We start from the raw sequence: 22567 nt of genomic DNA, 5'->3' as shown, positions 1-22567 counted from the left end.
CGAATTTTACGGCCATCACTCCACCATCTGGCTCAACACATCATCCATCTGATCGACTGCATTTACGTCTCGTTGCGTAAAAATCAATTTTCCTTTAAAGTCTTTTAATGAGCAGGTTGCCGAATTTTTCTTGATATAATCAATTACTTTGCCAAACTGCCCGGAGTTGAAGAAAGCGTCATTCCCAGAAGAAACGAAGGTTCCCTTCATGATATTATTTTTTAGTGTCAATTTTTCAAGCTGTAAACGCTCGGCTTTCCAGCGAACCATCACTAATTTGATCAGATTCTCGACTTCTTCCGGCATCGGGCCAAACCGGTCGGCAATGGATCGCTGAAAACTCGACAGTTCCGTCTGGTTTTGAATGTTATCCAACTGATTATACAACGACAGACGCTCCGAGATATTGGCTACGTATCGTTCGGGAATCAACACTTGCAAATCCGTTTCGATGAGCGTGTCCGGCAACAGACTTTTCAGTGTTTCGTCATTGGGCATAAACAGGTTTTTGAACTCGGTTTCTTTCAGTTCCTGAACGGCTTCGTCCAGAATCTTGTGATACATTTCAAAACCGAGATCGTTGACAAAACCGCTCTGTTCGGCACCCAGCAGATTTCCGGCACCCCGGATATCGAGGTCACGCATCGCAATTTTAAAACCTTCGCCCAGTTCCGAAAAATCCTCGAGCGTTTGCAGCCGTTTCCGGGCGTCGGTCGTGATCACCGAAACCGGGGGCGTCATCAGATAACAGAATGCTTTTTTGTTGGACCGCCCTACCCTGCCGCGCATCTGGTGTAGATCCGACAAACCAAACATGTGCGCCTGGTTGATAATGATGGTATTGGCATTTGGAATGTCCAGACCGGATTCGATGATGTTCGTCGAAACCAGCACGTCATTTTCACCTTCGATAAACCGGGTCATCACCCGTTCCAGCCGGTCGCCTTCCATTTGACCATGCGCCACCGACACGCGGGCGTCGGGCACCAGCCGCATGATCAGATTGGCCATCGACTCGATGTCGCTCACCCGGTTGTGAACAAAAAATACCTGACCACCCCGCCGAACTTCATAGCTAACGGCGTCGCGGATGACGGCTTCACTAAACGTGTGTACTTCGGTCGTCACCGGCTGGCGGTTGGGCGGTGGCGTCGCAATCACCGAAAGATCGCGCGCACCCATGAGCGAAAAGTGCAGGGTTCGGGGAATCGGCGTCGCCGTCAGCGTTAGCACGTCGACATCGACCCGCATTTCTTTCAGCCGATCCTTTGTTTTGACGCCGAATTTTTGCTCTTCATCGATAACCAGCAACCCTAAATCCTTGAATTTGATGTCTTTATTCACAATCCGGTGCGTTCCGATCAGAATACCGGTTTCGCCTGAAGCCACCCGTTTCAGCGTTTCCTTGATTTGTGCCGCCGTTCGAAACCGGTTGATGTATTCGATTTTAACCGGGAAATCGGCCAGCCGCTCGCGGAACGTATTGTGGTGTTGCATGGCCAGAATGGTCGTCGGCACCAAAACCGCTACCTGTTTATTGTCCGTAACGGCTTTGAAAGCCGCCCGAATCGCCACTTCGGTTTTGCCAAAACCGACATCACCGCACACCAGCCGATCCATCGGGTGACCCTGTTCCATATCAACTTTCACGTCCGCCGTCGCTTTGGCCTGATCGGGCGTATCTTCATAAATAAATGACGATTCGAGCTCGGCTTGCAGAAAACTGTCTGGCGAAAATGCAAAACCGGGGGCCTGCCGGCGTTTGGCGTAGAGCGCAATCAGTTCTTTGGCAATGTCCTTGACCTGTTTCTTGACCCGCGATTTTTTCAGATCCCACTCCTGCGAGCCCAGTTTGCTCATCACCGGTGGCGTCCCTTCCTTCCCAGTGTATTTAGCAATCTTGTGCAGGCTGTGAATGCTGACCAGCAGAATGTCGTTGTCGCGGTAAATGAGTCGGATCGCTTCCTGTTCGCGGCCACCGACATCCACTTTTTCCAGCCCCGCAAACCGCCCGATGCCGTGGTCGACGTGCGTGACGTAATCGCCGGGTTGCAGCGTTTTCAGTTCCCGCAGCGTCAGGGCTTTCGATTTGGAGAATTTATCACGAACCCGGTATTTGTAATACCGGTCAAAAATCTGGTGGTCGGTATAACAGACGATTTTCGTCTGCTCGTCCACAAATCCTTCTTTCAGAGAAATGCCTAAGGCCTGAAATTTGAGAAACGGATCGAGTTCTTCGAAAATCGTTTTTAAGCGTTCATGCTGTTTATACGACTCAGCCGCGATGATGTTGGTGTAACCTTTCGACTGGTTTTCAGCCAGGTTTTCGACCAGTCGCTTGAAATCTTTGTTGAACGACGGCTGTGCCTTGGATGCGTAGGTGAGTTTGTCTTCGGATTTAAAATAAAACCGGCGGCCAAACTCCACCGTCCGAAACGGCTTGATTTGATTCAGAAAACCGCGTCGGGTTTCAAACAAGGTGTTCGGATCAGAAACAATCTTGATCGCGCCTTTGGTACCCACCAGACTGGCCAGGCTCTCTTCCGCTTTTTCAAAACTCTTCTCAATGATTTCAAGCGTGAGTTCCACGTCTTTGAACCAGAGCGTGGCGGTTTCCGGAAAAAACTCCAGAAACGGCTCCCGGCTTTCGTGCGTCAGCTTGTTTTCAATGTTGGGAATGATGCTGATGCGGTTTACAGGATCGGTGGAAAGCTGACTTTCGGGATTGAACAACCGGATACTTTCGATCTCATCGCCAAAGAGTTCGATCCGATACGGAAACTCGCTGGCAAACGAAAAAACGTCGATAATTCCCCCGCGAATGGAGAATTGACCGGCTTCGTATACAAAGTCGGTTTTCTCGAAATCATAACTGTTTAGCAGTTCATTGATGAAATTGGCATCCAGTTTATCACCGGTCTGGACCGACAGCGTATTGGCCCGCAACGACCGTTTGTTGATTACTTTTTCTGATAAAGCTTCCGGATAGGTAACGACAACGGCATTTTCTTTGGCCTCCGAATTAAGTTTATTCAGCACTTCCGCCCGCATCAATACGTTGGCATTTTCGATTTCCTCGTATTGATACGGTTTTTTATACGACATTGGAAAGAACAGAACTTCCTGACCCAGCAGATTTTGCAGATCATTGTAGAAATACGAAGCTTCTTCCCGGTCGCTTAAAATGAACAGAAACGTGGAGGGGTTTGTACGGTAAATCGACGCGGCCAGTACGGCATCTAGGCTACCGGTAATGCCTTTCAGTTGAATGCGCGAAGGTTCTGTCGTATGCGGCTGTCGGAACTGTTCACCAATGATTTTGATGAAACTATCTTCAGTATATAAAGTAATTAAATCGGCTACTTTCATAAAAAAATAAAATGCCAAAAGCCGCAGGGAGCAAATTTTCCATGCGGCATACAGCAACTGATTAACCGTGTGCAAGCGGTTTTGGTTGCAAATTTAAACGGTGCGGTCGTACGCAAAATCTTCTTTATCCAACAGCGCAGTGAACGCATCGCCGGGTTGAAACAGAATTACCAGCTCGCGGGGTGTAACGCCTTCTTCTTCCTCATCGACCCATTTCCAGTCTTCGGCGGCCACGTCCAGAACGTTCAGCAATTCCACCTTGCGCGCTTCATTTTTTTCCTGCGACAGAAAAGCATCTGAATGGGTGATGTACAGCGCAATTTTGTCGTCATCCAGCCAGTCCAGATCGTTCAGTAATTCGTCGAGGGATTCCAGATTGAATTCAAAATAATCCGGGAATTTGAGTTCGCGGGCCATTTGCTCGTAAAATGCTTTGAACGTCTGGGCCTTCTGGCCGTCGATTCGAGCCACCCGAAAAGCAGCGTACGGTTTTAAGTCCGAATCCGATTGAACGACTCTAAAATTTGCCATGAATAAGCGGAAGATGAGAAGGCAAAAATAGTCAATTCAGCGAAAACAAGGGCATTCGTAACGAAACGATATTGTTGAACATCAGTTCCGTAATGGTCGGATCCATGTAGCTGATCAACGGGAATTCCGAAATGATTTCCATCACGTCGAATTCCGTCTGCGCTTTCACCACGCACCATAGTTTCTGACGATCAAGGGACAAGGCGTAGGACAGCAGTTTCCCGCTTTCCATCAACTCATTTACTTTCAGTCGCTGGAGCGGGATTTTTACCGTAAATTCCTCCGTCATGTCGACCGGGAGATCAAATTCTACCATAAACTGGCTCATAGCGGTGGTAGTTTTTAAGTGTACAATTCTCGAATGGGGGCACCGGACGTTGGCGAACCGGCAATCAATTGATTAACAATCTTTAGCTCATCTTCGTTGACCGAATGCGGAAAATTTGGATATAATTTCATCTTCACCTCCGCACCCATCGATCGAAACACACCTTCCGACTCAATCACGCGTTCTTTCGGGATGTGTGGGTCGATGTCGCTACAACCCAGAAAAACTGGTGTTTCTTCCAGTTCGCCTTCATACAGCCGGGGTGTTCCCGGAGGGCCGATCAAACCACCGCTCAAACCAAAGACGCCCCCGTAGGGCATTGCGTTGCGGGCCACGTATTCCAGTGCCAGACAAGCGCCCTGCGAGAAACCCAGCCAGAAAATCTGGGGCGTTTTGAAATTATAATCGGATTGCAGCCGGGCGCGAATGCTGCTCAACACCTGAAGTGCCGATGACAAATACGGTTCGTTTTGTTCCAGCGGACTCAAAAACGAATACGGATACCACGTATTCTGGCTGGCCTGGGGCGCAATGAAGGCAAATTCCTTGTCGTCGATGTGGCTCGACAACGACAAAATATCCCGCGCCGGTGCCCCCCTACCGTGGATCATAACCATGACTTTGGTGGCTTTTTCCAGCGGTTTCCCGGCGGTTACGAAATTATTCGGATTGTGTATCATAGCAACTTCTACGGATTACTCCGGTTTTGCCATGCCAATCGAAAGGACTGAAATGACAAAACCGGACGAGAGAAAGCGATTATTTTACTTCGATTTTCGGTAAAGCCGCTTCGATTTTAGCGCGACGGGGTTCGTACCACTCCGGCAATTTAAGCGTTTTACCCAATTCTGCAACCGGTTCATCAACCGAGAAGCCCGGAGGATTGGTGGCCACTTCAAATAAAATACCGCCCGGTTCACGGAAATAAATGCTGTGGAAATAATTCCGATCCTGAACGGGCGTCACCTGATACCCGGCTTCCAGAAGCTGATGCTGGAGAACGAGTTGTGATTCGTCCGTATCCGTCGAGAAAGCCACGTGGTGAACCGAGCCTCCGCCCTGTTGTCCCCGAACATCATTCGGTGAATGCTGCACGTCGACGTAATTGCCGGAACCGCCTTTCCCTGCCTGGAATCGGAACCGTCCGGCTTCTTCCGATACCAACGTGTGGCCGAGCGATTCGGTTAATAATTTTACCGTGTCGTCGATCCGAAACTCGTTCAGCGTGACGGTGTGAAAACCTTTCACGGCGTGTTCGACGGGAATAAAACCGTTCGACCAGCCCGGCCTTTGATCAGCGTCATTGGCGACCAGTTCGATGCCCATGCCGTCGAAATCTTCAAACCGTAGATACGTTTCGTTAAACCGTTGCAGCGGTTCAGTATGCGCAATATTGAATTCATTCAACCGGTTGATCCAGTAGGTCAACGATTCGGACGGAATAGAAAAGGCGGTGTAGGTCAGTTGTCCCCCACCCTTGCGTCCCCGATGAATGTTTTTTCCGTACGGGAAAAAGGTCAGAATGCTGCCCGGCGACCCGGTTTCATCACCGTAATACAGGTGGTACACGTCCGGTGCATCGAAATTGATTGTTTTTTTAACCAGTCGTAACCCCAAAATATGGGTGTAAAAATCAACATTGCGTTGGGCTTCTCCGGCGAGAGCAGTGACGTGGTGTAACCCATTGACGAGCGTTTCCATAATTGAATATCAGTTAATTAAAGCAATTCGTTTTGGTTTGAGTTTTTAAATGTTGCTACATTTAATGTATATACATTTAAAATAGGATTTGAGTTCACTGGTTTTAAATAAAAGTGTAAAGATGCCTTTTTTGTCAGCATGACCGCTTTTATGCATTACCTTTGCGTAGCTAATCTTAATAAGGGGTGCCTTAATACAACGGGCTGAGATTATACCCATTGAACCTGCACCGGGTAATGCTGGCGAAGGGAACGGATCTGCGGATAGGGCCAAAATGGCTCGACCGCACAATTTAATTTATCATCCAAACAACCAAAAGGTAGGTTGGCCCCTTGCCTATCGTAAACTTTTCAGTCACATGAAAAAAGTTACGACCTATCTTGTTGGTGTGGCAGCGTTACTTTGCTTGTCATGCCTGCCCGCCTGGGCACAATTCTCCATTTCTGGAAAAGTCAGCGATGCCGACGGCGGAATCTTACCCGGAGCTGCCATTGCGGTCGAAGGCACGTACAAAGGTACCTATGCCGACGCCAGCGGGGCTTTTCGTCTGACCAATCTCAAGCCGGGTTCACTCCAGCTTCGCATTTCCCTGCTGGGTTATGAGCCGGTTTTGCAAGCCGTCGAACTGAATCGGGATGCTGAGATCGCCGTATCGCTCACCAAAACCGCCGTTGCCATCGATGAGGTGGTGGTTAGTGCCACGCGGGCCAATCAGAAGTCGGCGATTGCCTACACGAACGTTTCGGCGCGGGAACTCAACAAACAGAATCTAGGTCAGGACATTCCGCTGCTGCTCAATTTCACGCCATCGCTGGTTACGACCTCCGACGCGGGCGCGGGCGTGGGCTACACCGGTTTTCGGATTCGGGGTTCGGATGCGACGCGGATTAACGTCACCGTTAACGGAATACCATACAACGATGCCGAATCGCAGGGGACGTTTTGGGTCAATATGCCCGATCTGGCGTCGTCCGTCAGCAGCATTCAGATTCAGCGGGGCGTCGGCACATCGACCAACGGCGCGGGGGCTTTTGGAGCATCGGTGAACGTGCAAACCAACAGTTTCGAGAAAAATCCGTATGGCGAAGTAGATGTTTCGGGCGGTTCTTTTAACACGTTAAAAACGACGGTTAAAGCCGGTTCGGGCTTGTTGAACAATCACTTTGTGGTAGATGCCCGGCTTTCCCGCATTGTTTCCGACGGTTTTGTCGATCGTGCGTCGTCCAATCTGAAATCGTTTTACCTTTCAGGGGGCTGGTACGGCAAAAAAAGCTTCGTGCGGCTGAATGTCTTTTCCGGGACAGAAAAGACGTACCAATCATGGAATGGTATTCCCGAAAGCTTGCTGAAAACCAATCGTACGTATAATTCCTACACCTACGACAATGAAGTGGACAATTATCAACAGGATCATTACCAGTTGATTAGTTCGCGCGAACTGAGCCGCAACTGGCGATTGAACGCGTCGTTGCACTACACGCAGGGCCGGGGCTATTATGAGCAATACCGGGCTGATAACGACCTGGCCGACTACGGTTTGCCGTCGATCGTGATCCGTGATTCGACCATCAGCCGAACGGATTTGATCCGCCGTCGCTGGCTGGACAATGACTTTTACGGGGCGGTTTTTTCGCTGGATTACAACAGTTTCGGGAAGCTGACGGCCCACATCGGTGGGGGCTGGAATCAATACCGGGGCAAACATTACGGCGAGGTCATCTGGGCGCGGTTTGCCAGCACGGGCAACATCCGGCACCGGTATTATGACAACGATGCCACCAAAACCGATTTTAATCTGTACGGGAAGGCATACTATCAGTTTACGTCAAAACTAAACGCTTTTGTCGATTTGCAGGTGCGGACTGTCGGTTACTCGTTTTTAGGCTTCGACAATCAACTACGAAATGTGCAGCAGGATGCTAATTTGAGCTTCTTTAATCCGAAAGCCGGTATTACGTACGCCCTGAACGACCGCAGCACAGTGTATGCGTCTTACGGCGTTGGTCACCGGGAACCCAACCGCAATGACTATACACAATCGACACCGGCCAGCCGCCCGAAAGCGGAGGCATTGAATGACTGGGAAGCGGGGTACAAGCTGCAAACCCAGCGGCTGGCTTTTTCGGCCAATCTGTATTACATGAAATACAAAAATGAACTGGTATTGACCGGGCAGATCAATGATGTTGGGGCGTACAACCGTGTCAATATACCGAGCAGTTACCGCGCCGGGATCGAACTGGAAGCTGGAACTGCGCTGGCGAAAAATCTGCGCTGGAACGTCAACGCGACTTTCAGCCAGAATAAAGTCAAAACGTTTACGGAGTTTCTGGACAATTACGACACCGGCGAACAGAAAGTGAATCAATATGCAAACACCGACATTGCGTTTGCGCCGAATACCATTGTAGGCTCGCAATTGCTGTATACGCCCGCGAAAGGGCTGGAAATTGGGTTGTTATCGAAATACGTCGGGAAGCAATACCTGGACAATACATCCAACGAAAACCGCCAACTGGACGCGTATTTTGTGAACGATCTGCGGTTTATTTATACCGTAAAGCCCAAAGGGATGAACGAACTTTCGTTTTCATTTTTGCTGAATAACGTTCTGAGTGAGTTGTATGAGTCGAACGGCTACACGTTCAGCTACATTTCGGAAGGGAAAACCGTGACGGAAAACTTCTATTATCCGCAAGCTGGACGGAATTTTCTGGCGGGGGTGAGGCTGCGATTTTAAATTTACAGGGCTCAGATAATTATATCTGAGCCATTTCTTCTAAAAATTTAAGATCAGTATCATTTTCAATTTTTGAAGGAGTAGGTCTAACCTGGCATACATATTTCCTTTTTGAATAAGTGTATATTAGGTCTTTTTCTAATTGAAATAAACGTGCTTGAAATAAGCGAGAACCGACTGCTAACTTTATTGGATTGTTATTGGTATTTGTAAGCTCTAACGAAATGCAACCACAGTATCCAGCTTGAACAATTGTTGAAATACCAAGGCCCAAACGGCTGTAAGAACTTCTCATAGTTAAAGTTGCAAAAATATCGTTTGGTAACTTTATATATTCTAAACTTGAACATAAAATCGTTTGATTTGGATGTAGTAATATAGTCTCTCCAAATTTTCTTCTTGTAGGCTCGAAAAAATAACTAATAGGCATATTTTCTTCTAAACCGGAACCGGTAGCATTAATATATGCATCACGTCCTTGAAAAGATACTAGAAAATCTGTGCCTAGCCTAAAATCAACGGTCAACTGGCCTATTTGCTCTTCTTCGTCTAATAGGGGTCTTATCGTTAACTTTCTTGAAGGATCTTCTAATCTTAAACGTTCTATAATTTGTTCTTTATGTAGGTACATTGTTTTTTAGAATTTTCCATTTTGATTGTATAATATAATTGCTTATAGATTTCTCAATTAAATTGTTTATTATTTCGTAAAGTCTTACTAATGTGAAACCATCGAAGTTATTTCGTTGATTTAGCCATATATCCCACCCAAGTATAAATAAATAATGTAGCTCAGCATCGTTTTTTATTTCACAAGGAATTAAACTAATGAAGTCGTCAATTGAAACATTACTAAATCTAACAGATAGAGTTTTCCCCAAAACTTTATCTGTAGCTTCATTCAATTGGTCTTTGATGTTGTTTGTAGCATCAGATAGAAATGCTTTAACAACTTCGATTCTTTTAACCGTTGAAGGATGTGTTGAGGAGTCAATATCTTTTCCTGCTACATAATCTAAATAATAAGATGCCGTTTCAGAAGTGTACTGCGCGGCAAAAATATCACAAAAATATTCAGACAAGTGATTATATAAAATATTAAATTCTTCAAATCTAGCTTTTTTATCATCGTCACTCAATTTCATATATTCGTCATTAATAATTCTTCCAATAATGCTATATTTACTATCAACAAAATGACCTAATTCATGATATAAAACAACATTTGATAAATAATCATTAACTTCTAGTTTAGGTATGGAAATTTGTATAAGTCTATAATCAAAAACTATATTATATTTAGATAAAATTAAATCATAAATAGCTTCATACAAAGATAAATAGCCATTGAAAAAATATTCATTGTATTGCAAAGAAGTAACTATAATAAAATTATCTTCTTTTACCCATTCTTTTAAAGCACACTCAAGACAATAAATAGTTTCAAAAGGTATGAGATTTAGTGTACTATCCTTAAGAAATTCCGTGCTGTACTTGATGAACTGTAAAATTTGATTAATTGATTCTAATTCTGTATTGCTATAAATAGAAAAAGTATCTGAAGATATTTCCTCAGATACTTTTGATAATAACTCAATTAATTTATTCTGATACGCCCAAAGCCTTTTATCAGAATATTTATTAGCCTTGATGCCACTTATGTAAACACGTAATCTACTACATTCAAGCTCTATTAGTCTGTAGTCCATTAAAATATGATTTACGCTTCCTGTAGTAAGCGATCTCTAAGAATTTGATATTTATCCTTTTCAGAAGTATCGGACAAATCTTCAAAATCTTCAGAAAAATTATCAATCAAGTAAGCGACAATAGGATAAATTTTGCTGTCAATGTCAAAATGGCTAATCTGCTTGTTAGCAAGCCTAATTGTTTGATCAATAATATGCTCAAACAAAAGCTTATTTTTGTCATTAGCCTGTTCTATTAACTCATTGAGCAATGAAACATAGACAGGGATGGAGTTGAAGTATGCTTTGGATTGAGCAAATAGCATGATTATCAATGCTTTATAATGAAAACCTAGTACTTATAAAATGCGCAAAGATAATACTTTTTGCATATATATAGTAATAATACTTTATATCCAAAGAATTGTTGTAATATTTTATAATATGGTCATTACCCAATCGCCTGATTCAAATCTGCAATCAAATCGTCAACGTCCTCAATACCAACACTTAACCGAATCAGCGTGTCTTTCAAGCCGTTCTTCGCCCGTTCTTCTTTCGGAATGCTGGCGTGCGTCATCGAAGCCGGATGCGTGCAAAGCGACTCGACACCCCCGAGCGATTCGCCCAGCGAAAACACCTCGAAACTTTCCATCACTTTGATGGCTTCCGGGAGCGAATCGCCGTGGAGTTCGAAGGACACCATCCCGCCAAAACCGCGCATCTGCTTCTTCGCCAGTTCGTGCTGCGGATGATTTTCCAGCCCCGGATAATTCACCTGACTCACTTTCGGATGCTGACTCAAAAACCGGGCAACTTGCAGCGCATTTTCGCAGTGCCGCTGCATCCGGATGTGCAGCGTTTTAATGCCGCGCAAAACCAGAAAGCAATCTTGCGGCCCCGGAACGGCCCCGCACGCATTCTGGATAAATTCCAGCCGTTTCGCAATCGCATCATCGTTCAGAACAATTGCGCCCATCACCGTGTCGGAGTGACCGCCGAGGTATTTCGTCACCGAGTGAAGCACAATATCAGCACCCTGATCCAGTGGATTTTGCAGATACGGTGACGCAAACGTATTATCGACCACCAACAAGGTGTTTTTTGCTTTGGTAATCGCGGCAACGGCTTGAATATCAACGATTCGCAGCAGTGGATTCGTTGGCGTTTCAATCCAGACCATTTTCGTTTCGGGCGTAAGGGCAGTTTCCAAAGCCGACGGATTCTCCAGTCCGATAAAGGTGAATTTGATGCCGTATTCCTGAAAAACCCGCACCATAATCCGGTACGTACCGCCGTAGAGGTCGTTGCTGGCAATAATCTCGTCGCCGGGTTTGAAAAGCTTCAGAATGGCATCAGTCGCGGCCAGCCCGGATGCGTAGCAAATCCCGTGTTTGCCATTTTCCAGCGCGGCCAGGTTGTTTTGCAAAACCGTTCGCGTCGGGTTTTGCGTCCGGGCGTATTCGTAGCCCTTGTGCTTGCCGGGCGATTCCTGAACGTAGGTCGACGTTTGGTAAATCGGCGTCATGATGGCGCCCGTCGTGGGGTCCGGTTCAATGCCGGCGTGGATGGCTTTGGTTGCGAATTTCATACCCGAATGTAACACGGTTTTGGAAACCGTGCCAGTCATTGCCATGAAAAGCTGTAAGTTTGGTGCGTGAAGACGGTACTACTCAAAGCATTTTCGGGACCAGCACTGGCGGGATTGGTCCTGTCGGTGGCCCCCCTCCTGTTCAGTTCGGCGCTGACGTATCTGACCATTTCGAACGAAGAAACCGTTGCTCAATTTAACGGCTGGGAATGGCTGCTATTAACCATCGCCTGTTGCCTGACGTCGACGTTTGCCCTGACGCCACCGACCTTTCTAGCACTAATTTTTGGTTATTTTCTGGGTTGGAATGCTTTGCTGCCGCTTTTTGCGCTCAATATGGTTTGTATCTTACTGGTCAATAAACTGGTAAGCTGGTTCGATCAGGACCGGTTTTTGCATTTCATCGAGCAAAATCCCAAGGCCAAAAACGTCCTGGAACGCATTCGGGAGCAGGAATTGAAGGTGATATTTTTTACGAAATTATCACCGGTTTTGCCTTTTGCCGTGACGAATCTGGTGTTTGCCCTGTCGGGTGCGCGGTTGAACAATATTTTGCTGGGCGGTTTTCTGGGCATGATTCCGCGAACCCTGATTGCGGTCTGGACGGCAAAGCAAGCCAAAGAAATCCGGGCATTAGTCGAAGATCCAAATGCCGGCAATGAAACGCAGCTTCTCATTGGGATTCTGCTGCTGGCGTCGGTTGTTGGGTTATTTGTCGTCCTGAATCGGGCCTTAAACCGTTAAAGAATCTTCCCTACGCGTTCGAGGAGTCGGTTGTGACCGGTTTTTAAGACCGTCAGTTCGTACGCGTGCAATCGTCGGCTCAAGGGTTCGATGTATGAAACTGGCAGCACCTGATCAAAATGTCCGGCAAAAAAACGCACGCGTACCGGGTGATTATTCAAAATCTCGCTCAGTTTTCGATGATTGAACTGTAATTTCCGGAAATACACCCAGGCATTATACACTGATTCCCGCTGTTCCGGCGTAGCAAGCGTACTTTCGGCGAACCGCAGGACACTGCGATTGATAAGCCCCAACGCTAAAAAAAGCAACCCAAACCGGTGAAAAAGCGGCATATGCTTCAGGAAATACCGAAAAAGCTGTCGACCCAGGCCGGTGTTCGTTGCTATTTGATACCACGGGCTGATCGTAATGCCATCGGGTGCCAGCAAAATAAGTTCGGTGGTGTGTTTAGGAAAAGCCTCGGCGGTGGCCAGCGCAAAACGCCCGCCCATGCTGAACCCCAAAACGGCGAAGCGATTGATCCGGTATTGATGCAGAAAAGCCTGAATGATTTCCTGGAACCGTTGTTTGGTCAGCACATCGTCAGAAACCGGAGCGGGTTGGGAGCCGTGAAAAAACAGATCGAAGGCATACACCGCAAACCGTCCTTCCAGTTGCTGCGCCAGCGGTTCAAAGGCCCGGTGATCCTGACCAATTCCGTGGAAAGCCAATAAGGGAACGGGGCCGTTTGACAGCTTGAAAACCGGGAGCATGGCCAAACATACAATAAACGACTGTTCCCGGCAAGCCAGAGCCTGCCGGGAACAATGTAGTGGGCCAAAAAAGACTTAATCCTGCATCAGCAGGTACGATTTGATAAACCCGTCGAGGTCACCGTTCAAAACCGCATCGGTATTGGACGTCTGGTAACCGGTGCGGTGATCTTTCACCCGGCGGTCGTCGAGAACGTAACTGCGGATTTGAGAGCCCCACTCGATTTTCTTTTTGCTGGCTTCCACTTCCGCGCGGGCCGCATTGCGTTTTTCAACTTCAATCTGGTACAGTTTCGATTTCAACAGCCGCATCGCCACTTCTTTGTTCTGCAACTGGCTCCGCTCCTGCTGGCATTCGATGATCAGACCCGAGGGCCGGTGACGCAGCCGTACGGCGGTTTCGACCTTGTTAACGTTCTGACCACCCGCGCCACCCGACCGGAAGGTATCCCAGTCGATGTCAGCCGGATTGACTTCAATTTCAATTGAATCGTCGATGAGCGGATACGCGTAAACGGAAGCAAACGACGTATGCCGACGGGCGTTGGCGTCGTAGGGGGAAATCCGCACGAGCCGGTGAACGCCGTTTTCCGATTTCAGGAAACCGTAGGCCAACGGGCCGTCCACTTCCAGCGTGGCGGATTTGATCCCAGCGCCGTCGCCGGGCTGATAATCCACCTGTTTGACCTTATAGCCGTGTTTTTCGGACCACATCAGGTACATGCGGTAGAGCATATCGGCCCAGTCCTGGCTTTCGGTTCCGCCCGCACCCGAGTTGATTTCCAGAACCGCACTGAGCTGGTCTTCCTCGTTGCTGAGCATTTTCTTCAGCTCCAGATCGTCGAGCGCGGCTTTCACTTTTTCGCCCTCGGCGTCAACTTCTTCTTCCGTAACGTCGCCCGCTTCGTAAAATTCATAAAGCGTTTCGAGGTCGCCCACCAGGGCATCGACATGCTCGAAACCGCCCGTCCAACCTTTCAGGGCGCGGACCTGCTTCATGGTTTTCTCGGCACCTTCGGCGTCCTGCCAGAACTCCGGTTGGGTTGTTCGGTCTTCTAAATCAGCGAGTTGTTCTTTTTTGCTATCGTAGTCAAAGATACCCCCTCAGGGCCTCTACTCTGGCCCTCACGTCCTTTAATTGGTCGGTCGTCATATGCGTGAAAAAATAATTGAATGGTGAATGTCTTACTAATTAGCCTGCAAAGATACGATTTTGCAAACCGCTATCCGAACCCAACAAAAAAGCGGATGAAATCATCCGCTTCCCATTGTGGATAGAAAACCGTTAAATGCCTTTTTGTTTAACATCGAGGACCAGAGCAATCGGAACTTCCATGAGTTCGGCAATCTGTTCGATGGATAGTGATTTCTTATGGAGAAACGAGAAAATCAACTCCCGACGGGCCTGTTCTTTGCCTATCTTGACTCCATTTTCCATGCCTTCCCGTACACCTTCTTTTATCCCGGTTTTTATTCCTTCTTCCCGGCCTTTGATATAAAGCCGATCGATGGTGATGTCGAATCCGTGTGCCATGGTTTCTGCTTCTTTTGAAACGATTGAATTAAAATTACGGAGTTGGGACAAGATTTCCAACTGCCGGATGAATTTGCCCAACTGGAGATGATCGGGCGCTAACCGATGCAAATTCAGTAAAATCTGGCTGATAATCTCACGCGGTTTTTCCTGCTGAAAATCCGCTAAAATCGTCAGGATCAGCTCTTCCGGTTTTTCGGAATTGATAAATTGCTGATACGGAATTTCGCTCAGATTGACGAGCGTGAACTGATACCGCAAGGTCCCGGTTTCCAATTGAACCGGCATTCGGGCGTGGCCTTCACCAATGTAAAAGACATATTGCCGAACCAGGATTTTGTATTTCCGCAGCATCATGGCGGCATATTCCAGCATCCGGTACACCATATCCGGCGTGTCGGTGGTTTGAATCTCGATGTGGAGAATATAGGGATCATTCGCCACATCGACGACTTTCTTTAAAAAGTCGGGAATCCGTTCGACGGTTCGCTGCAATTTCTCGGGCAGATTCTCGAGTTTTAACGGATTCAGACCGACGGTTTTCCGAACTAAAGGCAAGATGATTTCAGCCAGATTTTCCCGGAAAATTTTATCGTAATCCTGTGACATGAACGCACGTTTTCTCCTTAGACGGGAAAGGATGCGGAAAGTAATGCAGGAATAGATGGTGATTGAAAACCGGGGCGGAGTAGAAGTAGGTGGTAAATCAACTTTTCAAACTAACTTTGCGTTCCCCTGATAGAGTTACAGTTAATTCTACTACTCATTAACATTCCGCAAATTATGGCATCACAATATGATGTAATTGTTCTTGGCAGCGGCCCCGGAGGCTACGTAGCTGCTATTCGCGCGTCGCAGTTAGGATTTAAAGTAGCCATTGTCGAACGCGAAAGTCTGGGTGGAATCTGCCTGAACTGGGGTTGTATCCCAACCAAAGCCCTGCTGAAAAGCGCACAGGTTTTTGAATACATCAAACATTCTGAAAATTACGGTATTACCATCAGCGGTGAAGCAAAACCGGACTTTGGTGCGGTGATCAAACGCAGCCGGGGTGTCGCCGACTCCATGAGCAAAGGGGTTACCTTCCTGATGAAGAAAAATAAAATCGATGTTCTGTTCGGAAACGGAAAAGTAAAACCGGGTAAGAAAATCGACGTAACGGATAAAGACGGTAAAACCGCCGAATACGAAGCCAAACACATCATCATTGCCACCGGTGGCCGCGCCCGCGCCCTGCCTGCCGTGCCGATCGATGGCGAAAAAGTGATCGAATACCGCAAGGCGATGTCGTTGACAAAACAACCCGAATCGATGCTGGTGATTGGTTCCGGGGCCATTGGGGTCGAATTTGCGTATGTGTATGCTTCGATGGGCACGAAAGTGACCATTGTCGAGTTTATGCCGCGCATTGTGCCGGTCGAAGACGAGGAAATCTCGAAAGAACTGGCTAAAAATTACAAGAAACTGGGCGTCGATATTTATACGAGTTCGGAAGTAACGAAAGTCGATACGAGCGGAAAACTCAGCAAAGTATACGTCAAGACGCCGGATGGCGAAAAGACGTTTGATGTGGAAGTGGTGCTGTCGGCGGCTGGCGTAGTGGCCAACATCGAAAACATCGGTCTGGAAGAAACCGGGATCAAAACCGAAAAGGGTAAAATCACCACGGACGACTTTTACCGCACGAATGTGGACGGTTATTACGCCATCGGCGACTGTACCAAAGGCCAGGCGCTGGCGCACGTGGCCTCAGCGGAAGCCATCATTTGTGTGGAAAAAATCGCCGGTCTGGACCACGTCGAGCCGATGAATTACAACAACATTCCGGGTTGTACGTACTGCACGCCGGAAATTGCGTCGGTTGGCTACACGGAAGCTGCGGCCAAGGAAGCCGGTTATGACATTCTGGTGGGTAAATTCCCCTTGTCAGCATCAGGAAAAGCCAAAGCCGCTGGTGCACCGGAAGGCTTCGTGAAAGTGATTTTCGACAAAAAATACGGCGAGTGGTTAGGTGCTCACTTCATCGGCTACAACGTCACTGAAATCATTGCCGAGGTGGTGGCTGCTCGCCGGTTGGAGACGACGGGTCATGAAATCCTGAAAGCGGTTCACCCCCACCCGACCATCTCCGAATCCATCAAGGATGCGACAGAAGCGGCTTACGGAGAAGCAATTCACCTCTAAGTCAGGACAATAGAGTTTTAGCTTTTTACAGAAATGCCGTCGGGAACGTTATCCCGGCGGCATTTCTGTTTTTACGATTCAGCTAGCGAAATGTGCAGTTGAACAGGCTGAACTTCCGTTTGCTGATTGGTCTGCTTTCGGCCTGCCCCCGCCTGCCTATCTTTGCCGAACGGTTTTTAAAACCGGTATACCAACAACAAATACCGCCAAACACTCATGAAAAAACCAGTACTGTTCTGGTTGGCAGCCACCTTCTGCGTCGCGGCCAATGCCCAAGACCTCATGACCGGCCCACTTTCCGGCGTATCTACCCAGTTGAAACCCGTCAAAACCGGAAATGCGCAGTTCATTCAGAAAATCGAAGCGTCTCAACCCAATCACCGGGCAACGTTTTCGGTGACCAAAACCAGCGATAAAGGCAAAGGCGATGAAAATACGTACTTTCTGAATCTATCGGATCTGGATGTCTCAACGGTAACGTATAAGGTTGAGCGAGATGTCATTGCGGTTTTGGCCGATACCAAACAACACCGCAAATTTGTCCGCTACAGCGAGAACGGCGAGTTAAAGAGCCTGACCGACCGCGTTAAACTCTATGCCGATAATCCGGACATCGCCAAAGCACTCGTTGAGTCGTTGAAGAAGGCGATTCTGGCGGCCGAAAAATCGTACAAACCGGCCCGAACGCCCGAGACGCTGGACGATTTGCGCCAGTGGCTGAAAACCAACATTGGCAACGAAGCCATTGGGTCTGATAAATACGAACAGGCACTCACCTTCGACTTCGATAATCCGTTGCGGGCGGTTTTCCGCCGGAGCGAAGTAGGCGCGAAAGGATCAGCCTCTTCTGAAACGTTCTCGTTTAACCTCGGGGATCTGGGGCTGGAAGGTTTACAGGTTGAAACCAAAGGCAAGCGGTTTGAGCTATCACTGGTGGTTCAGCAAAAGCAGAAGCTGATGGGTTATGCGAAAGACGGAAAACTGGATAATGTCGTTCAGACGTTTGAAATCATCAGTGCTGATGCCGACAAAATTCGGGATGTGGCTGCTGCCTGGCGCAAACTAATCCCGTTGGCAGTCAAGCAACTGGAATCTAAAAAACCAGTTTTTGCCGCAATGCCCGCTGCTCAGAAATACCTGGAATCGAGCATCCAACCGGCCAAAACAAACGACCGCACGATTGAGCAGAGCCTGAAACCGGATTGCATCTGTACCTACACCCGGCGCGAAACCTACAATAAAAACAATACCGAAGAGGTTTATGAGTTCAATCTGGCCGATCTGGCAGAGAAAGGTGCCAAACTGGGCGTCGATAAAGAACTCTACACCATCGATCTGAAAACGCGCGACAACCGCCGGTTTATTGGGTATACCAAGAACGGTGTTCGTCAGAATTACGTATCCGAAATCGAATTGGCGTCCGACAATCTGGAGAATGTGCGGTATATGTCGCAGGCGTTTGAAAAAGCCGTTCAGGCCTGTGCGCAATCCCGGAAAAGCCCGGTGCCAACGGCTGGTCAACAAGCCCGGCTGGACTGGATTTCGCAGCAGCTTCCCAAGGAATCCGGTGAAAAAGAGCCGGTTACGTATACGCTGGCGGCCGAAAATGGTACCTGCGATCTCAAGCTGACGGTGGCACAAGGCGGTCGGAAAGTATCGGAGCTCGTCTATGACCTGGCCTTGAAAGACCTGAATGCGGATGCCGCCAGCTTCGATGTCGACGGCAAAAATGTCTACGTCAACCTGGTGACCAAAGGAAAAGAAAAACTGGTGAAAACCTTCAAAGACGGAAAGCCTTCGGACTACGTCCACACCGTAAAAATTCAACTGGGTGATATTGAAAAAGGCCGCTACGTGGCCGAAACCTTCAGGCAGTTGATTCGGAACTGCGTATCGAATTAACAACATCCACACCGCCTGTTTAGGGTCTGGCATGAACGATCGACAGAAAACCGTTCATGCCAAACTTTTTTGCTTTTCAAGCTACAGGAAAGTGCGCTATCCTACTCTAACCGTCAGGCCGGAATGATTTCAACCGGCAGCTCACCCGTCAGGTTTTTGACCAGGTCCGCTACGTGAACGACGACGGCTTTCATGTCCTCTGCCGAGGGCGCATCAACATGCGGTATTGTTTCGAAGGTTGCCGTAAGATGATCCTTTTCAGCCGCTAAGGAAAAGCGGAAATCCAGCAGTTCTACCTCGACTTTTTCGTCGTCACTCATCTCTACCGACTGAATAATCCGGTGGCCGGGATTGAGCTCAAATTCATCGTTCCAGAGCTGCCGGATGCGTTTATACACTTTTTTGATCGTTGTATCCATGATTGGGAATTGAATTTTGTAGCGCAATATAAGCAGCACCGCCGTTTTTTTTCACGCAAAAGCGATGGATGGGTATGCAAAAACCAGATGATGAGCCGTTTATATGAAATACGACGGGCTCTATGAAAAGGTATCTACTTCTGATCTTCTGGGCATTGCTGAATCTGGCAGCGGCTTCGGATGCGCTGGCCACCCACGTTCGGGCGGGCGAAATTACGACCCGGCGGGTGTCATCTACGTCGCTGACCTACGAAATTACCTTAACGGTTTATTACGACGTCACACGCGGCCCCGGTGGAGGCTATGATGCCGCTCTTGCACAACGGGATGTCAATTTCTGTTTCGGCGTTGGGCAGCAAATGCGCCGGGTGCCCCGGGTCGATGCCGAAACCCGAAACATCAATGCCAATACCACCATCAACATTTACCGGACCACCTATACCTATTCGGGGCCCGGTGTCTATGACATCAGTTGCACCATCGTCAACCGGAACGAAGGAACCCGGAATATTCCCGTTTCGATCAATACCAGCTTTAAACTGCGGACCACCATTGTGGTGAATGCCAATCTGGGGCTCAACAGCACCCCGGTTTTGTTGAACCCTCCGTTGGATTCGGCCCGCGTTGGCCAAAAATGGTGCCACAACCCGGCGGCTTTCGATGCTGATGGCGATAGTTTAGCCTACCGGCTTTACACGCCTTCCGGGAAAATAAACGAGACCGACGATGCTTCCTGCGACCTGGGTTTTGTGGCCGGTTATTCGGACCCGACGACGATTGGTCTCAATCGGGTCAATGAAGCCAATACCGGTCCGGCGACCCTGACAGTCAACGCCCTGACCGGTGATGTCTGCTGGGACGCACCGGCCGAAGTAGGGCAATATAACATTGCGTTCATTGTGGAAGAATGGCGGGATGGTGTCAAAATCGGCGAAATTGTCCGGGATATTCAAATCATTGTGACGCCTTCCGTCAACAAGCGTCCGGAACTGAGGGTACCGGAAGATCTCTGTGTGGAGGCCGGAACGCTCATCAACCAGACTGTTACGGCCACCGACCCCGACGGAAACCGTCTCGAATTGACCGGCTACGGCGGCCCTTTCAACAGAGGCCCCAATAATGCCACCATTCAACTGGTGGCTCCACCAGCCGCTACGCTGACGCCAGCGGGCGTTCAGAATAGTCCCGCAACCTCGGCTTTTCGCTGGCAAACCAACTGTGCCCACGTCCGGGCCGAACCGTACGATGTCATTTTCCGCGTTGTCGATTTCCCGCAAAGAGCGGGTCAGACTCAACTGGCAACACTCGAATCGTTCCGAATCAGGATTTATGCCCCCAAACCCCAGAATCTCACCGCCCGCCCGACCACGGACCCGGCCGGACGCGCCATCATTCTCAATTGGGCCGCCTATGCCTGTGGGGTTTCGGCGCTGCCGTCGGGCACGCAAATGGCTATTTATCGCAAGGAAGGCTGTGAGAATCTCACCCTCGACCCCTGTACGGATGCCGGTTTGCTGGCGTCGACCGGTTATGTGAAAATTGGCGAAGTACCGATCGACCAAACCACGTTTACGGATAACAATTCCAGTCAGGGACTATCGCGGGGTGTGCAGTATAGCTACCGGATTGTGGTTATTCTACCGCGTCCTAACAACGGCCAAAGTGCGGTTTCCGAGCAGATTTGCGTGACCCTGCCCCAACAGGTGCCGCTGATTACCCACGTTACGGTTGATAGTACCTACGATACCCGGGGCGTTATCAACGTTCGCTGGACCCGCCCGCCCGGTGTCGACCCCAACGATGGCACCGGCCCGTTCCAATACCGCCTGTTCCGGGCTACAGGTCTGACCGGCACTAACTTTACCCAGATTGCGGCCATTAGCACCACGCTGCAACCTGGTATTGCGGATACGGTGTATACCGACCGTGGGCTAAATACCGTGGCGAATGCCTATCGCTACCGCATTGAATTTTACTTTACTGACCCGGCTTCCGGCCAGTTGCAGCGACTCGATGCGACCGAAAATGCCAGTTCGGTTCGATTAACGGCAACCCCCGGCATGCGACGTGTTCAGCTTGCCTGGGAAGCTAACGTGCCCTGGAGCAACGACAACCAGCAACATCGCGTATATCGCAGCAAAACCGGTCCCAACGGGCCGTTCAATCTGGTGGCGGTGGTTCCGGTTACCACGGCAAATAGCTACACGTATACCGATCAGGGAGCCGATACCTACGCGGCCGATGGCGTTCAGCCCGTGACCATGTCGGTCGATAGCAATTATTGTTACCGGGTGGAAACCGTAGGGCGGTATTCGGCTCCGCTGACGACAATGTTGCTGAATAATTTCTCGCAGGGCGTGTGTGCAATGCCCATTGACACGACCAAACCGTGCCCCCCACAGTTAGCCATCGATACGCTCAATTGCGCCAGTCTGACACCCGAAGCGTTTTGCAATCAGACGACCTTTGCCAACACGTTAACGTGGCAAAGGCCGACAACGGGCGAGTGTGACCAAAACGTAGTCAAATACAATATTTATTATGCGCCCTGCGAAGGCCAGGAGCTGGTTTTACTGGCGTCGGTGAACGCGCCTACGATGACCTATCGGCACGAAAATCTGACTTCCTTTGCGGGGTGTTACGAAGTCCGGGCGGTGAGTCGGAGTGGTCAGGAAAGTGTGGCTTCCAACCGGGTTTGTAAGGACAATTGCCCGTATCTGATGATGCCCAATGTGTTTACGCCCAACGGCGATGGCAAAAATGACGAGTTTCAGCCCATGCAATGCCCCCGGTTTGTGGAGTCGGCCGAATTGATTATTGTCAACCGGTGGGGTGGGCAAGTCTATCAGAACAACAGCGTCGATGGCGCGCTAACCTGGAATGGTACCAACAGCCGCGGTCAGGAATTGCCGGGTGGTTTGTATTACTACCAGATTCGGGTGAAATTCACGCGGCTGAATTGCGCAGCACCCGAGGAAATCTACAAAGGCTGGGTGGAGATTCTGAGAGAATCCGGCGGAACGAATTAATGAAGCGGTTCCGGTTTTTAAAGAACCTGAATAATAAATGTAAAATGATGAA

18 protein-coding genes are annotated in these 22567 nt (G+C 48.8%); 5 read left to right on the top strand and 13 right to left on the bottom strand.

Translation table 11 applies throughout. From position 1 onward, the window contains the following. Positions 1-15 precede the first annotated feature (15 nt). The 5 genes from mfd to ACS5NO_RS31665 form a co-directional block, all read right to left on the bottom strand. Positions 16-3369 (bottom strand): transcription-repair coupling factor, encoded by a 3354-nt coding sequence (mfd, locus tag ACS5NO_RS31685; protein WP_439418812.1) that lies wholly within the window; start codon positions 3367-3369, stop codon positions 16-18. 93 nt (positions 3370-3462) lie between these two features. Then, positions 3463-3900 (bottom strand): barstar family protein, encoded by a 438-nt coding sequence (locus tag ACS5NO_RS31680; protein ID WP_439418811.1) that lies wholly within the window; start codon positions 3898-3900, stop codon positions 3463-3465. Between the two features lie 31 nt (positions 3901-3931). After that, positions 3932-4228 carry a muconolactone Delta-isomerase family protein gene (locus ACS5NO_RS31675; RefSeq protein WP_138995205.1) on the bottom strand — a complete coding sequence of 99 codons (297 nt, stop codon included), beginning with the start codon at positions 4226-4228 and terminating at the stop codon, positions 3932-3934. A 14-nt stretch (positions 4229-4242) separates the two neighbouring features. Further along, on the bottom strand, positions 4243-4908 hold the full coding sequence (locus tag ACS5NO_RS31670) for an alpha/beta hydrolase (RefSeq protein WP_439418810.1): 666 nt from the start codon (positions 4906-4908) through the stop codon (positions 4243-4245). Between the two features lie 79 nt (positions 4909-4987). Beyond that, entirely contained in the window at positions 4988-5929 is a 942-nt protein-coding gene (locus ACS5NO_RS31665) for a ring-cleaving dioxygenase (RefSeq protein ID WP_150877504.1), read from the bottom strand. A 358-nt stretch (positions 5930-6287) separates the two neighbouring features. Here ACS5NO_RS31665 and ACS5NO_RS31660 point away from each other — a divergent pair, with 358 nt between their 5' ends. Continuing rightward, positions 6288-8669, top strand: a complete 2382-nt coding sequence (locus ACS5NO_RS31660) for a TonB-dependent receptor (RefSeq protein WP_439418809.1) — start codon at positions 6288-6290, stop codon at positions 8667-8669. Between the two features lie 19 nt (positions 8670-8688). On the opposite strand, the gene dcd is transcribed toward ACS5NO_RS31660, so the two are convergent. The 4 genes from dcd to ACS5NO_RS31640 all read right to left on the bottom strand — a co-directional run bounded on the left by dcd (position 8689) and on the right by ACS5NO_RS31640 (position 11948). Next, positions 8689-9300, bottom strand: coding sequence for a dCTP deaminase (dcd, locus tag ACS5NO_RS31655; protein ID WP_439418808.1), 612 nt, complete (start codon positions 9298-9300; stop codon positions 8689-8691). After that, positions 9287-10378: a hypothetical protein gene (locus tag ACS5NO_RS31650; RefSeq protein ID WP_439418807.1), complete on the bottom strand. Its 1092-nt coding sequence runs from the start codon at positions 10376-10378 to the stop codon at positions 9287-9289. The genes dcd and ACS5NO_RS31650 overlap by 14 nt, the downstream gene beginning before the upstream one ends. An 11-nt stretch (positions 10379-10389) precedes the next feature. After that, positions 10390-10683, bottom strand: coding sequence for a hypothetical protein (locus tag ACS5NO_RS31645; RefSeq protein WP_439418806.1), 294 nt, complete (start codon positions 10681-10683; stop codon positions 10390-10392). 125 nt (positions 10684-10808) lie between these two features. Beyond that, on the bottom strand, positions 10809-11948 hold the full coding sequence (locus tag ACS5NO_RS31640) for a cystathionine gamma-synthase (protein WP_439418805.1): 1140 nt from the start codon (positions 11946-11948) through the stop codon (positions 10809-10811). Positions 11949-12014: 66 nt separating this feature from the next. Here ACS5NO_RS31640 and ACS5NO_RS31635 point away from each other — a divergent pair, with 66 nt between their 5' ends. Next, positions 12015-12692, top strand: a complete 678-nt coding sequence (locus tag ACS5NO_RS31635; RefSeq protein WP_150877494.1) for a TVP38/TMEM64 family protein — start codon at positions 12015-12017, stop codon at positions 12690-12692. Here ACS5NO_RS31635 and ACS5NO_RS31630 read toward each other — a convergent pair. The 3 genes from ACS5NO_RS31630 to ACS5NO_RS31620 form a co-directional block, all read right to left on the bottom strand. Then, positions 12689-13447, bottom strand: coding sequence for an alpha/beta fold hydrolase (locus ACS5NO_RS31630; protein WP_439418804.1), 759 nt, complete (start codon positions 13445-13447; stop codon positions 12689-12691). The genes ACS5NO_RS31635 and ACS5NO_RS31630 overlap by 4 nt on opposite strands. 75 nt (positions 13448-13522) lie before the next feature. Next, positions 13523-14600 (bottom strand): peptide chain release factor 2 gene (gene prfB / locus ACS5NO_RS31625; RefSeq protein ID WP_150877490.1). Its coding sequence is split into 2 segments (ribosomal slippage): positions 13523-14539 and positions 14541-14600, totalling 1077 coding nucleotides; the frame shifts between segments, so codons are not numbered across the junction. Between the two features lie 132 nt (positions 14601-14732). Continuing rightward, the gene (locus ACS5NO_RS31620; RefSeq protein WP_439418803.1) at positions 14733-15590 is read right to left on the bottom strand and encodes an RpnC/YadD family protein; all 858 of its coding nucleotides are present in this window, start codon (positions 15588-15590) and stop codon (positions 14733-14735) included. A 174-nt stretch (positions 15591-15764) separates the two neighbouring features. Here ACS5NO_RS31620 and lpdA point away from each other — a divergent pair, with 174 nt between their 5' ends. Then, positions 15765-17165: a dihydrolipoyl dehydrogenase gene (lpdA, locus tag ACS5NO_RS31615; protein WP_439418802.1), complete on the top strand. Its 1401-nt coding sequence runs from the start codon at positions 15765-15767 to the stop codon at positions 17163-17165. 216 nt (positions 17166-17381) lie between these two features. Next, a complete protein-coding gene (locus ACS5NO_RS31610) occupies positions 17382-19067 on the top strand; it encodes a hypothetical protein (protein ID WP_439418801.1) in 1686 nt (561 codons plus the stop codon). A gap of 113 nt (positions 19068-19180) precedes the next feature. Here ACS5NO_RS31610 and ACS5NO_RS31605 read toward each other — a convergent pair whose 3' ends face one another. After that, positions 19181-19486 carry a hypothetical protein gene (locus ACS5NO_RS31605; protein WP_439418800.1) on the bottom strand — a complete coding sequence of 102 codons (306 nt, stop codon included), beginning with the start codon at positions 19484-19486 and terminating at the stop codon, positions 19181-19183. A gap of 122 nt (positions 19487-19608) precedes the next feature. Here ACS5NO_RS31605 and ACS5NO_RS31600 point away from each other — a divergent pair, with 122 nt between their 5' ends. Continuing rightward, a complete protein-coding gene (locus ACS5NO_RS31600; RefSeq protein WP_439418799.1) occupies positions 19609-22515 on the top strand; it encodes a T9SS type B sorting domain-containing protein in 2907 nt (968 codons plus the stop codon). Positions 22516-22567 lie beyond the last annotated feature (52 nt).

It is taken from the genome of Larkinella fluvii, assembly GCF_051857545.1.
In the GTDB taxonomy this organism is placed as follows: Bacteria; Bacteroidota; Bacteroidia; order Cytophagales; family Spirosomataceae; genus Larkinella.
This window is presented reverse-complemented; position numbering and strand designations above follow the sequence as displayed.

What these genes read in the sequence shown, in the direction of transcription:
- ACS5NO_RS31640 (WP_439418805.1), bottom strand. Translation starts at nt 11,948, where the DNA reads ATGAAATTCGCAACCAAAGCCATCCACGCCGGCATTGAACCGGACCCC.
- ACS5NO_RS31650 (WP_439418807.1), bottom strand. Translation starts at nt 10,378, where the DNA reads ATGGACTACAGACTAATAGAGCTTGAATGTAGTAGATTACGTGTTTAC.
- ACS5NO_RS31610 (WP_439418801.1), top strand. Translation starts at nt 17,382, where the DNA reads ATGAAAAAACCAGTACTGTTCTGGTTGGCAGCCACCTTCTGCGTCGCG.
- ACS5NO_RS31600 (WP_439418799.1), top strand. Translation starts at nt 19,609, where the DNA reads ATGAAAAGGTATCTACTTCTGATCTTCTGGGCATTGCTGAATCTGGCA.
- ACS5NO_RS31670 (WP_439418810.1), bottom strand. Translation starts at nt 4,908, where the DNA reads ATGATACACAATCCGAATAATTTCGTAACCGCCGGGAAACCGCTGGAA.
- mfd (WP_439418812.1), bottom strand. Translation starts at nt 3,369, where the DNA reads ATGAAAGTAGCCGATTTAATTACTTTATATACTGAAGATAGTTTCATC.
- ACS5NO_RS31645 (WP_439418806.1), bottom strand. Translation starts at nt 10,683, where the DNA reads ATGCTATTTGCTCAATCCAAAGCATACTTCAACTCCATCCCTGTCTAT.
- ACS5NO_RS31675 (WP_138995205.1), bottom strand. Translation starts at nt 4,228, where the DNA reads ATGAGCCAGTTTATGGTAGAATTTGATCTCCCGGTCGACATGACGGAG.
- ACS5NO_RS31660 (WP_439418809.1), top strand. Translation starts at nt 6,288, where the DNA reads ATGAAAAAAGTTACGACCTATCTTGTTGGTGTGGCAGCGTTACTTTGC.
- ACS5NO_RS31605 (WP_439418800.1), bottom strand. Translation starts at nt 19,486, where the DNA reads ATGGATACAACGATCAAAAAAGTGTATAAACGCATCCGGCAGCTCTGG.
- ACS5NO_RS31680 (WP_439418811.1), bottom strand. Translation starts at nt 3,900, where the DNA reads ATGGCAAATTTTAGAGTCGTTCAATCGGATTCGGACTTAAAACCGTAC.
- lpdA (WP_439418802.1), top strand. Translation starts at nt 15,765, where the DNA reads ATGGCATCACAATATGATGTAATTGTTCTTGGCAGCGGCCCCGGAGGC.
- ACS5NO_RS31620 (WP_439418803.1), bottom strand. Translation starts at nt 15,590, where the DNA reads ATGTCACAGGATTACGATAAAATTTTCCGGGAAAATCTGGCTGAAATC.
- ACS5NO_RS31630 (WP_439418804.1), bottom strand. Translation starts at nt 13,447, where the DNA reads ATGCTCCCGGTTTTCAAGCTGTCAAACGGCCCCGTTCCCTTATTGGCT.
- dcd (WP_439418808.1), bottom strand. Translation starts at nt 9,300, where the DNA reads ATGTACCTACATAAAGAACAAATTATAGAACGTTTAAGATTAGAAGAT.
- ACS5NO_RS31665 (WP_150877504.1), bottom strand. Translation starts at nt 5,929, where the DNA reads ATGGAAACGCTCGTCAATGGGTTACACCACGTCACTGCTCTCGCCGGA.